Annotated in this window: 1 protein-coding gene; it reads left to right on the forward strand. The window is 68.8% G+C overall.

Annotated features, from left to right (window positions below):
* A partial coding sequence (locus MKK49_RS02760; protein WP_244026534.1) for a sugar transferase occupies positions 1 to 484 on the forward strand: 484 nt, incomplete at both ends.

Raw genomic sequence — 484 nt, forward strand, 5'->3', positions numbered from 1 at the left:
CGACCGCCTCGTCGGCCTCACCATGCTGGTGGCGCTCAGCCCCGTAATGCTCGCCGTGGCGGCGGCCGTCGCCGTCACCTCGCCCGGCCCGATCCTATTCAGGCAGAAGCGCTACGGCTTCAACAACGAACTCATCGAGGTATACAAGTTCCGCTCCATGTTCCTGCACCAGGGCGATGCCACCGCCGCGAAGCTCGTGACCCGTGGCGACCCGCGCGTGACCCCGGTGGGCCGCTTCATCCGCCGGACGTCGCTGGACGGGCTGCCGCAGCTGTTCAACGTCATCAAGGGTGAGCTGTCCCTCGTCGGACCCCGCCCGCACGCCCTCCAGGCCAAGGCCGCCAACACCCTCTACGACCAGGTGGTGGACGGCTACTTCGCCCGCCACAAGGTCAAGCCGGGGATCACCGGCTGGGCGCAGGTCAACGGCTGGCGCGGCGAGACCGACACCAGCGACAAGATCCAGCGCCGCGTCGAGCACGAC

The organism is Methylobacterium sp. J-090 (assembly GCF_022829345.1).
GTDB lineage: Bacteria > Pseudomonadota > Alphaproteobacteria > Rhizobiales > Beijerinckiaceae > Methylobacterium.